This window comes from Streptomyces sp. NPDC055013 (assembly GCF_053608645.1).
Genome location: NZ_JBSGVW010000060.1, coordinates 25,845 through 37,063, shown reverse-complemented (window position 1 = coordinate 37,063; position 11,219 = coordinate 25,845). Strand labels below are relative to the sequence as shown.

8 protein-coding genes and 1 tRNA gene are annotated in these 11,219 nt (G+C 69.8%); 7 read left to right on the top strand and 2 right to left on the bottom strand.

The genetic code is table 11. The features are described from left to right. The first annotated feature begins 462 nt into the window (after positions 1 to 462). From ACWGDB_RS40340 to ACWGDB_RS40320, 5 genes are all read left to right on the top strand, one after another. A complete protein-coding gene (locus ACWGDB_RS40340) occupies positions 463 to 1,752 on the top strand; it encodes an ABC transporter substrate-binding protein (RefSeq protein ID WP_453827028.1) in 1,290 nt (429 codons plus the stop codon). After that, positions 1,752 to 2,750, top strand: coding sequence for a carbohydrate ABC transporter permease (locus tag ACWGDB_RS40335; protein ID WP_383629245.1), 999 nt, complete (start codon positions 1,752 to 1,754; stop codon positions 2,748 to 2,750). Before ACWGDB_RS40340 ends, ACWGDB_RS40335 begins: the two co-directional genes overlap by 1 nt. Next, positions 2,750 to 3,643, top strand: a complete 894-nt coding sequence (locus tag ACWGDB_RS40330) for a carbohydrate ABC transporter permease (RefSeq protein WP_453827027.1) — start codon at positions 2,750 to 2,752, stop codon at positions 3,641 to 3,643. Before ACWGDB_RS40335 ends, ACWGDB_RS40330 begins: the two co-directional genes overlap by 1 nt. Before the next feature lie 12 nt (positions 3,644 to 3,655). Beyond that, positions 3,656 to 4,255: a hypothetical protein gene (locus ACWGDB_RS40325; RefSeq protein WP_453827026.1), complete on the top strand. Its 600-nt coding sequence runs from the start codon at positions 3,656 to 3,658 to the stop codon at positions 4,253 to 4,255. Between the two features lie 98 nt (positions 4,256 to 4,353). Next, positions 4,354 to 7,089: an exo-rhamnogalacturonan lyase family protein gene (locus ACWGDB_RS40320; protein ID WP_453827025.1), complete on the top strand. Its 2,736-nt coding sequence runs from the start codon at positions 4,354 to 4,356 to the stop codon at positions 7,087 to 7,089. Positions 7,090 to 7,155: 66 nt separating this feature from the next. Here the strand turns inward: ACWGDB_RS40320 and ACWGDB_RS40315 are convergent, their stop codons facing one another. Next, entirely contained in the window at positions 7,156 to 9,639 is a 2,484-nt protein-coding gene (locus ACWGDB_RS40315; RefSeq protein WP_453827024.1) for an SCO7613 C-terminal domain-containing membrane protein, read from the bottom strand. A 101-nt stretch (positions 9,640 to 9,740) separates the two neighbouring features. On the opposite strand from ACWGDB_RS40315, the gene ACWGDB_RS40310 reads away from it, so the two are divergent. After that, positions 9,741 to 10,205 carry an SRPBCC family protein gene (locus ACWGDB_RS40310; protein ID WP_453827023.1) on the top strand — a complete coding sequence of 155 codons (465 nt, stop codon included), beginning with the start codon at positions 9,741 to 9,743 and terminating at the stop codon, positions 10,203 to 10,205. Positions 10,206 to 10,244: 39 nt separating this feature from the next. Next, positions 10,245 to 10,316, top strand: a tRNA-Val gene (locus tag ACWGDB_RS40305). Positions 10,317 to 10,369: 53 nt separating this feature from the next. Here the strand turns inward: ACWGDB_RS40305 and ACWGDB_RS40300 are convergent. Continuing rightward, entirely contained in the window at positions 10,370 to 11,095 is a 726-nt protein-coding gene (locus tag ACWGDB_RS40300; protein WP_453827022.1) for an exonuclease domain-containing protein, read from the bottom strand. Between the last annotated feature and the right edge of the window lie 124 nt (positions 11,096 to 11,219).

The following is an 11,219-nucleotide window of genomic DNA, read 5'->3' as shown; positions in this document are numbered from 1 at the left end:
AGAGCGCTTCGTTCACACCGAAGAGGTCACTGGTTCGAACCCAGTATCGCCCACCCGGATCCGGCGGCCGGCCTGCGACTGTGCAGGCGGGCCGCCGTCGTTGCCGGCCGACGCGCGCAATGCGCGGCTCAACAGGGGCGTCCCCCGTGTGATCGGCAGGGGCTCCCGCGTGAGGCGGCAACCCGTCAACTCGACCGTGGCCATGCGACCTTCGGCCGGCTGAGACGGACGTACGGTGGCCGACTCGTTGTTCGATGTCTCGATCTCGCGCCCCTGACCTGCGCCGACGCGCGACCGATCCGGCCAACTCGCCTCCAGGTGCCGCCGTCCGGCCCCGCGGGCCGCCAAGAAATTCCTGTCCGAATCATTGACGCACCCCGAGGCCCTCCGTAACTTGTGCCAGCAAGCGCTTACTTGAAACGATTCATGCAGGCGGCAGCGACGCTGCGGGGAGGCTCGACGGTGAGAACCAGCAGGAATGTGGAGAGGCGTACGATCCTGAAGGCGGCCGGCGCCACGGCGGCCACACTTGGGCTCGCCGCGACGACGGGCTGCGGCGGGGACGGAGGGGCCTCCGCCGACGGGACGGTGACGATCCGTTACGCGTGGTGGGGTGCCGAGGACCGCGCCGAGCGCATCAACAAGACCATTGAGCTGTTCCACAAGAAGTACCCGAAGATCAAGGTCAAGACGGACTTTCAGCCGTACACCGACTTCTGGAAGAAGTTCAACACCCAGGCCTCCGGGGGGAATCCGCCGGACGTGTTCCAGAATGCCATCGGCTTCCTGCGTAAATACGACGCGAAGAATGTGCTGCTCGATCTCAATGAGCAGGTCGAGGCCGGCAATCTGTCGATGGAAGACTTCCGCGCGGGACTGGAGAAGTTCGGCGAGATCGACGGAAAGCTCCTGGGGGTTCCCGTCGGGTCCAACTCGATGGCCCTGGTCATCGACAAGCCCGTCTACACCAAGGCGGGCGTGAAGCCGGAACAGGGCTGGACCTGGGACGACTTCGACGCGGCGATGAAGAAGATCCGCGACAGGGCGGGACGCGCAGGCGACAGCGGCATGTACGGCGTCATGTACCTCTACGACCTCTACCTCCGCCAGAACGGCAAGGCGTTCTTCACCGAGGACGGACTCGGCTTCACCGAGGCGGATCTGACGGACTGGTGGACCAAGGCCGAGAAGGGCGTGCAGGAGGGCGTCTACGCCGACGCCAAGAAGGTCGCCCAGATCAAGCCCAAGTCGGCCGTCTCCGCCGAGCTCGCCGGCGGCGAGTTCACCTGGGACAACTTCACGGTCCGCTACACGTCCGAGGGCAAGAGCGAGTACGGCCTCGCTCCCATCCCGACCACGGACGGCAAGAAGACCGGCCAGTACCTGGGCTCCTTGATGCTCAGCGCTTCCAGGCGCACCGAGCACCCGAAGGAGGTCGCCCAGTTCATCGACTTCATGGTCCACGACCCCGAGGTCGCCAAGATCATGGGCTACGACCGCGGTGTGCCCGCCACCCAGGCCCAGTTCGACGCGTTCCAGCCGACGGACGAGGTCAACAAGGGGATCGCCGCCTACGAGACCTCCCTGGTCGAGGCGGGCGTCCTGGAGCCCATCACCCCGCACCCGAACGGCGCGGACATCTGCGAGGCGGCGTTCCTGCGCATCGCCGAAGAGCTCGCGCTGGGCAAGCGGTCGGTGGACGAGGCCGTCAAGCAGTTCTTCACCGAGTCGAAGACGGCTCTCGTCGGCTGATGGGAACCGCCGTGACACACGCCCCTGCGGTGGAGGGCCCGGCCAAGGGCTCCGAGCCGCGGCACGGGCCGGTGCAGCCCCGGCGTCCCGCCGCCCTCAAGCGGCGGGTCCGCCGGGAGAACCTGGCCGGCTATCTCTTCATGTCCCCCTGGATCGCCGGGTTCCTGCTGCTCACGGCAGGCCCGATGATCGCCTCGCTCTACTTCGCCTTCACCGACTACAACCTCTTCGACGCGCCGAAGTGGATCGGCCTCGACAACTTCTCCGAGATGTTCGGCGACCCGCGCTGGCGTCACTCGGTGCAGGTGACGCTCTGGTACGTCGTCGTCGGCACGCCGCTCAAGCTGCTCGCGGCCCTCGGCGTGGCGCTCCTGTTGGCCCAGAAGCGGCGCGGGCAGGCCTTCTACCGGGCCGCCTTCTACGCCCCTTCGCTGATCGGCGCGAGCGTCTCCGTCGCGATCGTCTGGAAGGCGATCTTCTCCGACGACGCGATCGTCGACCGGACGCAGAAGATCTTCGGGATCGACGTCGGCGGCTGGACGGGCGACCCTGACCTGATCATCTACAGCCTGGTGGCGCTCACCGTCTGGCAGTTCGGCGCCCCCATGGTCATCTTCCTCGCCGGGCTCAAGCAGGTTCCGCGCGAGCTGTACGAGGCGGCCGAGGTCGACGGGGCGGGCAAACTTCGGCGGTTCTGGAACATCACCCTGCCGATGATCTCCCCGGTCCTCTTCTTCAACGTCCTGCTGGAGACCATCCACTCCTTCCAGATCTTCAGCTCGGCGTACATCGTCGGCGGCGGCGCCGGAGGCAACGCCTGTGGTCCGGCCGACGGCTCGATGGTCTACACCTGCTATCTGTACGTCCAGGGCTTCGAGAACAGCAGGATGGGCCTGGCCTCCGCCATGGCCTGGATGCTGCTCGTCGCGGTGGCCCTGGTGACGGCGGTGCTGTTCTGGTCCCAGAAGCGCTGGGTGCACTACGAGGAGGGCGCCTGATGAGCGCACCGGCAACCGACATCAAGCCGGCGCCCTCAGCGCGGGCCGGGGCGCTGCGCCGCCGACTGCCCGGTTCCGTCGCCTGGCACATCGGGTCCCTGCTGGTCCTCGCGGTGATCCTCTATCCGGTGATCTGGGTCGTCGGCGGCTCCTTCAAGGAGAGCGAGGACATCGTCGGCAGCCTGGACCTCTTCCCGGGCGACCCGAGCTTCTCCAACTACATCAGCCTCGCCGACGGTATCGCCGACATCTCGATCTCCACCTTCTTCCTCAACTCGCTCTTCCTCGCGGTCGGGTCGGTGATCGGGATCGTGGTGTCCTGCTCGCTGACGGCGTACGCCTTCGCGAGGATCCGGTTCGCGGGCCGGAATCTGCTGTTCACGCTGATGATCGGCACGCTCCTGCTGCCGTACCACGTCCTGCTGATCCCGCAGTACGTGCTGTTCCGCAACATGGAGATGATCAACACCTACACCCCGCTGCTGCTGGGCAAGTACCTGGCCACGGAGGCGTTCTTCGTCTTCCTCATGGTGCAGTTCATGCGGAACCTGCCCAAGGAACTCGACGAGGCCGCCCGCCTCGACGGCTGCGGGCACTTCCGGATCTACTGGTCGATCATGCTGCCGCTGTGCCGGCCCGCTCTGATCACCAGCGCGATCTTCACCTTCATCAACGCCTGGAACGACTTCATGGGCCCGTTGATCTACCTCAACGAGCCCGACAAGTACACCGTCTCCCTCGGTCTGAAGATGTTCGTCGACCAGGAGGGCATCGCGAACTACGGCGGCATGATCGCCATGTCGCTCGTCGCCCTGCTGCCGGTCCTGGCCTTCTTCCTGGCCTTCCAGCGGTATCTGATCGACGGCATGGCGACGTCCGGACTGAAGGGCTGAGGGGCGGTCACGATGGCCCAAGCGCGCGTGAAGGCTCGTACGGCACGCGGGGAGTCCGTCTTCGCCGAGAAGTTCGCCGTGTTCGCCGAGTGCCTGCTCACCGGTGTCTGGATCGCGGTCGCCTCGCTCGGCGTGGTCACGTATCCGGCCGCCCTCGCCGCCGGCGCCCGGCATTTGCATCGCCGTATCGCCCACGAGGGCGGTGGCCTGCGGGAGTTCGTCGCCGACTTCCGGGTGGCCGTGCGGCGTGGGTGGGTCGTCGGGCTCGCGGGGTGGGCCGTGGCGGGCGCGGTCGGGGTGGATGTCCAGGCCGCGCGGGCCGGGATTCCCGGTGGGCCGCTCGTCGGGGCCATCGGGGTGTTCGCGCTGATCGGTGCGGTCGTGGCTCTGCTGCGGGCAGCGGCGGTGTGGACGCCGGACGCGGGCTGGCGGGCGCTGCTCGCGGGCGCCGGACGCCGAACCGTGCTCGACCCCGCCGGGTCCTTCCTGATCATCGGCGGACTGGCCGTCGTGGCCGCCTCCGCCTGGTTCGCCGCGCCGCTGGCGGTCCCTGTGCTGGGGGCCGTCGTGGCGGCGGCCGTCGCCGTGGAGGAGCGGTACCGGCACCGCTGAACCGACGGTGTCCCGCACCAGGTCGACCCTCCGGGTGCCGCACCTCTCTCTGTCATGCCCCTGACCATCTGGCCATCTGTCCATGGAAAGGAAAGGTCATGTCCCCCATCCCCCGCAGGTCCCTCCTCAAGGCGGCCGCCGTCGCCGGTGCCGCCGCTCAGTTCAGCTGGGCGCTGGGAGTCAAGGACGCGCAGGCCGCTCCGGGAGCAGCCGAAGCCGACGACGGCCCGGTGACCCTGGACTGGCTGGAGGACGGCGGCCTCGGTGCCGCGCCCGGCTCCACCGTCGGTGTCCCCTGGCCGAAGGGTGCCTACCGGCAGGACCAGAATTTCGCGGTCAAGGACGCGGACGGCAAGGACGTGCCGGTCCAGTCCTGGCCGATCGCCTACTGGCCCGACGGCTCGCTCAAGTGGACCGCCCACGCGGTCAGTTCCGGCAACGGCAAGCTGTCGCTGAGCCCCGGTGAGACCGCCGTACCGGCGAAGAAGGTCACCGTCGACAAGAGCGGCGGCGCGATCACCGTCTCCACCGGCGTCATCACCGCGAAGATCGGCAAGTCGGGGGCGACGCTCGTCAAGTCGGTCACCCGCGGCTCCACCGAGATCGCCAGGAACGGCCGCCTCGTGCTGATCCGCCAGCCCGAGATCGAGGACGAGGACCAGGGCTCGGTGAAGACCGAGCGCTTCGAGGGCACCATCGCCGAGGTCACCGTCGAGCAGGAGGGTCCCGTCCGCGCGGTCGTCCGTATCGACGGCAAGCACCGCAAGGGCGGCCGGAGTTGGCTCCCGTTCTCCATCCGCCTCTACTTCTACGCCGGCGCCGACTCCTTCCGCATGGTGCACACCATCACCTACGACGGGACCCAGGAGCCCGGCAAGGCGAGCGGCGACTTCATCCGCGGCCTCGGCGTGCGCTTCACGGTCCCCATGCGGGACGAGTCGTACGACCGTCACATCCGCATCGGCGGCGAGGGCACCGGCATGCTCCGTGAGGCCGTCAAGGGCATCACCGGGCTGCGCCGCGATCCTGGGGCGGCCGTACAGGCGGCGCAGTTCGCGGGGGAGAAGCTGCCCGACCCTTCGACCTGGGACCAGCGCGTGACGACCCGCCTGCAGTACATCCCCGAGTGGGGCGACTACACCCTCTCCCAGCTCTCCGCCGACGGATTCACCCTGCGCAAGCGCACGAAGAAGGGCTACGGCTGGATCGGCGCCGGCGGTGGCAGGCGTTCCTCCGGCTTCGGATATGTCGGTGGCGTGAGCGGCGGGTTCTCCTTCGGGCTGCGGGACTTCTGGGAGAAGTTCCCCGCCCAGCTCGACATCCGCGACGCCCACACCGACGCGGCCGAGGTCACCCTGTGGCTCTGGTCGCCCGAGGCACAGCCCATGGACCTGCGCTTCTACCACGACGGCATGGGCCAGGACACCTACCCCGAGCAGCTCGAAGGCCTCAACATCACCTACGAGGACTACGAGCCCGAGTTCGGCACCCCCCACGGCATCGCCCGCACCTCGGAACTCCTCTTCTGGGCCAACGAGTCGACACCCTCACCCGAGGACCTGGCCCAACAGGTCGCGGCCGTAAGGGTGTTGCCGCAGCTCGCCGCCCCGCCCGCCCAGCTCATCAAGGCCAAGGTCTTCGGGCCGGGCCTGTACTCCGAGCCGGACCGCTCCACGCCCGCCAAGGCAAAGATCGAGAACCACCTCGACTTCCTCTTCACCTACTACAAGGACCAGGTGGAGATGCGCCGTTGGTACGGCTTCTGGGACTACGGCGACATCATGCACACCTACGACACCGTCAGACACCAGTGGCGGTACGACATCGGTGGCTACGCCTGGGACAACTCCGAGCTCTCGCCCGACCTGTGGCTGTGGTTCGCGTATCTCAGGAGCGGGCGCGCGGACATCTTCCGGTTCGCCGAGGCCATGACCCGGCACACCGGTGAGGTCGACGTCTACCACCTGGGCGAATGGGCCGGCCTCGGCACCCGGCACGGCGTGCAGCACTACGCCGACAGCGCCAAGCAGCAGCGCATCGCCAACACCACGTACCGCCGCTACTACTACTTCCTCACCGGGGACGAACGCGTCGGCGACCTCATGCACGCCAACGTCGACTCCGACGAGACCTTCCTCGTCCTCGACCCGATCCGCAAGATCCGCACCGAGCCGTACACCCCCGACCGGCACGCGCTGTCGATCGGCTTCGGCACCGATTGGAGCGGACTGGTGTCGGCCTGGCTGACGGAGTGGGAACGCAAGGGCCCCAAGTGGGAGAAGGCCAAGGCGCGGGTCCTGTCCACCATGGAGACGATCGCCGCACAGCCCAACGGCTTCGTGCAGGGCAGCGGTCTCTACGACCTCGACACGGGCAGGTTCGCCGTCGCCGACAAGCCCGTCGTCGGTGTCTCACACCTCTCCGCGGTGTTCGGGCTCAACGAACTGTGCGCCGAGCTCATCGACCTCGTCGACATGCCGAAGTTCGACGAGGCGTACTTCGACTACTGCCGCTACTTCAACGCGACGAAGACCGAGCAGGCGGCACGCTACGGCTCCAACTTCGGCTCCCTGCTGCTCTTCCAGGGCCACTCGCGCCTCGACGCGTACGCCGCCGTCCGGACCGGCGACGAGAAGCTCGCCACGCGCGCGTGGGAGAAGTTCTACAACTCCGACGGCTACAAGGAGTCGGCGCCGTGGCGGACGGAGAAGCTGAGCGGCCCCGACGCGCTGGTCCCGGGCAGCGAGGCGGCCTGGGTGTCCACGAACGACACCGCGCTGTACGGGCTCGCGGCCATTGAGAACCTGGCGCTGCTGGGGGACAGGATGCCGTAACAGGTTGTGGGGAACTGCGGGACCGTTGTGGCTGGTCCCTCAGTTCCCCGCGCCCCTGGGTGGGCTTCAGTGCATGTCGCCCAGGAAGTCCCGCATCCTTCGAGCGTCCCTGAGGCGTTGCTCGTACGTCGCTCCTATGGCCAGCAGCAGGAGGCCGGCCAGGGCCGGTGGTACCCAGCGGGGCAGTGCGTCGGTCACCTGGGCGATGTACGGGGCGAGTTCGTGCAGGGCGTCCAGGGCCAGCACCGCGCCGCCGAGGAGAAGCGGTGCCTGGAGGTGGTGGCGGGCGCCGAGCAGGGTGACCGCCAGGGCCGCCAGGCCGAGGAGCAGGGGGCGGGTCCACTGCGGGTCCCCCCAGGCCGCGAGGAGGCTCGGCACGAAGGTGGCGGCGAGTCCGGGGCCGTACGCCGTCCAGGACGAGGTCCGCGGATCGCGGCGCCTGCGCAGGGCGCCGACCAGCAGGGCCGGGACGGTGACCGGCAGCGTGTACGCCTCGGGCGTCCCGACGTCCCAGGCCGCCAGGCGCACCCACGTGGCCAGCACGAACAGCGCGGCGGAGACGTAGCCCACGGACCGGCGGTCCGGGCGGATCGCCGTACCCGCTGTGATCACACCACCCAGCGCCAGCACCAGGGCCAGCATCGGCAGGTCGGCCGGTGCGGCGGCCAGCGCGACGGCGAGCAGCGCGGCGAGCGCGCCCGTCACCTCGACCGGGACCGTCGCCCGCGCGTCACCGAGCCGTGCCGCGAGCAGAGCCGCCGCCACCGGGACCACCAAGACCAGCAGAGCCACGTACTGCGCCTGCCAGCCGGCCGCGGCCCCCGCCGCACAGGCCAGCCCTGCGGCGTACGCGAGCCCGGCTGGGGCCGTGACCGGAGCGAGGTGCGCCTTCCAGGAGGCCGCCGCGAAGAGCGCCGTCAGTGCGGAGAGCACGATGAGGGTCGCGGCCTCGGTGGTCAGCGAGAGGAAGGCGAGGGGGAGTGAGGTGAGGAAGGCGAGGACCGTGGCGGTCGCGCGAGGGGTGGGGACGCCGATGCGAGTGGCCGTGGCGGCTGTGGGCTGGGCCGCGGCGGCGGTGGAGGGTTCCTCCGTCGAGGTCGCCGACGGCTCCTGCGCCGTCTCCGGCTGTTCGGACGGTCGTATCCAAGCGGCCGCCGCGAGGGCGCCGGACGCCGTGATCGCGAGGGCCACCAGGCCCAGGGTGTAGGGGACTTCGAGCACGGCGGGCAGGACCAGCGCCGTCGCCCATGCCAGGACCAGCACTCCGGTCAGGGCCCGGGTCCGCCACGTGGTGTCGCGTGCCGCGAGGAGCAGCACGGCGGCGACCAGGGCCAGGACGGCCGGCACCGTCTCCGTGTGCGGGGGCCAAGGAGCGTCGAGCGCCGTCGCATACCGCACATCGCCGGGCGCCCCGGACCACACCCGATCCACCCAGGCCACCGGCCCCACCAGCGCGATCGCCACCAGCGGCAGCGTCCACAGCAGGGCGAGTCCCTGTACGGCGGCGGAGGCCCGGGCGAGCCCGTCGCGCAGCGTCTGCGGCAGCCGGTCCGCCCGGATCGCCGCGAGCAGGGCGATCCCGCACACCAGATACACCGGAACCGCCCACGCCTCCGGCAGCACGGGGCGGGCGGTGCCGCCGAGCGCGGCGACCGTCAGGAGACCGGCGGCGACGGAGAGGCCGAGCGCCTGCTTCGCGGCGGCCTCCTGCCACGCCGCCGCGACCGCGATGCCCGCGGCCAAGAGGAGGAGCGCCGCCGCACGGGCGGCGGCGCTCGGGCCGGTGGCCGTCAAGGACAGCCAGCCGGCGGCCCACACGCCCCACGCGCCCATGCCGTACGCACCGATCACCGCGGTGATCCGTACGGACCCGGCAGGCACCCGGAGCGCCACACCCGCGTCGAACCCGGCCGTCACCAACACGGCGGCCGTGATCCCGAACAGGCTCGCGTCGGCCGCCACCGCCCCCAGGGTGAGCGGGAGTTGGGCGGCGAGCACAGCGGCGGGCAGGGGCAGACGCAGCTCGGAGGTGCGGGGCAGCAGGCCGTACGCCGTCCACAGGGCCGCCAGCGCGGCCGAGGCGCCCGCGAGGTAGCCGGTGGCGTCCACGCCGGCCAGCCCGACCTCGTGCAGCGCGTAGGCGTCGAGCACCGTCAGCACGAGCCCCAGGCCCGCCACCGACTCGGCCGTCGACCGCAGCCCGCGCTTCAGCAGCGGCAGCGGCGCGGCGAGCACCGCCACCGTGACCGCGCCGAGTACCAGGGCCCGCCCGGCGATCCCCATGTGCCCCCAGCTGACCAGCGTGAACGCCATCGCGGCGACCGTCAGCAGGACACCGCCCAGCACCAGCAGGACGTTCTGCACCCGGGGTGCCGAGGCCTCGGGGCGGGCCGGGGCGAAAGGCGCCGGAGCGAACGGGGGCGCCGCCGCTTGCAGCGCGGTGATCAGCCAGGCTCGGCGGTGCAGCAACTGGGCCCGGCGGGCGTCCAGTTGGCGCAGCTCGAGGTCGAGGAGCCGCAACTCCTCGGCCGGGGGCGGAAAGTGCGTCATGCCAGGAGTGTGGTCCGCGTCACGCCGCAGGGCATGAGTGCGCATACTCAATTCGTACTCAGATACGGCGGAATCCGCCCTGGCGAGGGCAGACTCGGCCCATGGACTGGAGCCACTACCGCTTCCGCGCCCTGTGGGCCCTGCCCGCGGCGCCCGACACCGTCTACGAAGCGCTGGAACAGGCCGAGGACTACCCGCGCTGGTGGCCCCAGGTACGCGAGGTGCACCGGATCGACGACACCAGCGGCGTGATCACGATCCGCTCCGTCCTCCCGTACGACATGACCTTCACCGCGCGCCAGGTGCGTCGGGGCCGCGGGGCCGGGGTGCTCGAGATCGCCATGTCCGGTGACCTCGACGGCTGGGCGTGCTGGACCGTCACCGTGGCTCCGGACGACAGCGGGACCATCGCGCGCTACGACCAGGTCGTCGATGTCAACAAGCCGCTGCTGAGGAGTCTCGCCGTACCCGGGAGGCCCCTCTTCCGCGCCAACCACTGGCTGATGATGCGCTCCGGACGGCGGGGCCTGGCGGCCCACTTGGCCCGCGGTCATCAAGCGGTTTGAAGGAAACGCGCGGAGACCTGTATTGTTCAGTCCGTTCCCGGGCGATTAGCTCAGTGGGAGAGCGCTTCGTTCACACCGAAGAGGTCACTGGTTCGAACCCAGTATCGCCCACCGGGAAAGGCCGGTCCGCCACAGCGGACCGGCTTTTTTGTGCGCCTTGCCTCCTATGCGGCCGCCGGCAGATCCGGGCGCAGTGGCCACGCCGGGTCCACCGCCTCGTCGCTGCCGCTGCGGGCGAACCACGCCTGCAGCCCACGTGCCTGTGCCGCGTGCCACACCGCCTGCAGCGTGTGCAGCTCGGCGGGGGACAGACGCTCCAGGCGGGCGGCGAAGCGGCGCCCCACCGCCCGTACGACCTCCAGTGAGGCCAGTGCGTCGGCCGCCGCGTCGTGCGCGCCGTCCAGTGTGACGCCGTAGTGCGCACACAGGTCGGTCAGGGTGCGGCGGCCCTTGCGATAGCGGTCCAGATGCTTGTCCAGGACGCGCGGATCGAGCACCAGCATGGGCATCGTCTCGAACCAGTGGTCCAGCGAGGAGGCGCGATGACGGCGCAACTCGCGGTCCAGCAGCGTCAGATCGAAAGGTGCGTTCATCACCACGATCGGCCTGGCCGTAGCGGCCTGACCGGCCAGCTCCTCGGCTATCTCCTGCATCACCGGCGCCGGCCAGCGGCCGTTGCGCTGGAGATGCTCCTCCGTCAGTCCGTGTACCGCCGTTGCCGCTTCCGGCACCGGGACACCCGGGTTCACCAGCCACTGGGTCACCCGCGGCCGGGTACCCGGGGCGTCCTGGACGACGACGGCCGCCGAAACGATCCGGTCGGTCTCGACGTCCACGCCTGTCGTCTCCGTGTCGAATGCCGCCAGCGGCCCCTCATACCAGTACGTCATACCTACACAACCCCTCGTTCACCCACGGCAGCTGACGTACCGTCTTCTGCCCGTTTGGTGATACCCGGGCTGTTTGCGGCGTACGCCGGGAGGACACAACAGGAGTGCGGGTCTTTGCAGTTCA